This window comes from Streptomyces canarius, from assembly GCF_014650735.1.
In the GTDB taxonomy this organism is placed as follows: Bacteria; Actinomycetota; Actinomycetes; order Streptomycetales; family Streptomycetaceae; genus Streptomyces; species Streptomyces olivaceoviridis.
In genome coordinates this window covers 1-735 of record NZ_BMVN01000225.1, presented here as the reverse complement: position 1 = coordinate 735, position 735 = coordinate 1, and the positions used below count along the sequence as shown (strand labels likewise).

Annotated in this window: 1 pseudogene; it reads left to right on the top strand. The window is 71.4% G+C overall.

Annotated elements, in window-relative coordinates:
* Positions 1-735 (top strand): annotated as a pseudogene (locus tag IE294_RS47000) (type IV secretion protein Rhs); the annotation flags it as partial.

Below are 735 nucleotides of genomic sequence, written 5' to 3'. Positions count from 1 at the left end.
GGTGACCTTCGAGCGGAACGAACTCGGTCAAGTAATACGCAAGGAGGTGGCGGGCCACACCACGACGTACGCGTACGACCTGACCGACGAACTGGCACAGGCCGTGTGCCCCGACGGCGCGACACTGACCCTGCTGCGAGACCGCTACGGCCGCCTGCACTCGGAAACGGTCAACGGCCGCACGGTGACGTACACCTACGACACCCTGGGCCGCCGCACGGGCCGCACCACCCCGACCGGGGCCAGGACGACATGGTCGTACGACGCGGCGGGCCGCCGCACGGGCATGGCGGCCTCCGGCCGGGCGATCGACTTCACCTACGACGAAACAGGCCGTGAGCTGACCCGGCACATCGCCGGAACGGTCAGGCTGGAGCACACCTTCGACGTGTCGGGCCGCCTGACGATCCAGTCAGTGACCGGCGCGCGGGGCCACCGGCTCCAGCACCGGACGTACACCTACCGGGCCGACGGCAACCTGACCGGCATCGACGACCACCTGTCCGGCACCCGCCGCTTCGACCTCGACGCGGCAGGCCGGGTGACGGCGGTCCACGCGGCCGGCTGGACGGAGCGGTACGCCTACGACGAGGCAGGCAACCAGACCGAGGCGTCCTGGCCCTCGGACCACCCGGGCGCGGAGGCAAGGGGTCCGCGCGCGTACGCGGGCACCCGCATCACCCGGGCAGGCAACGTCCGCTACGAACACGACGCACTCGGCCGCATCACCCTCCG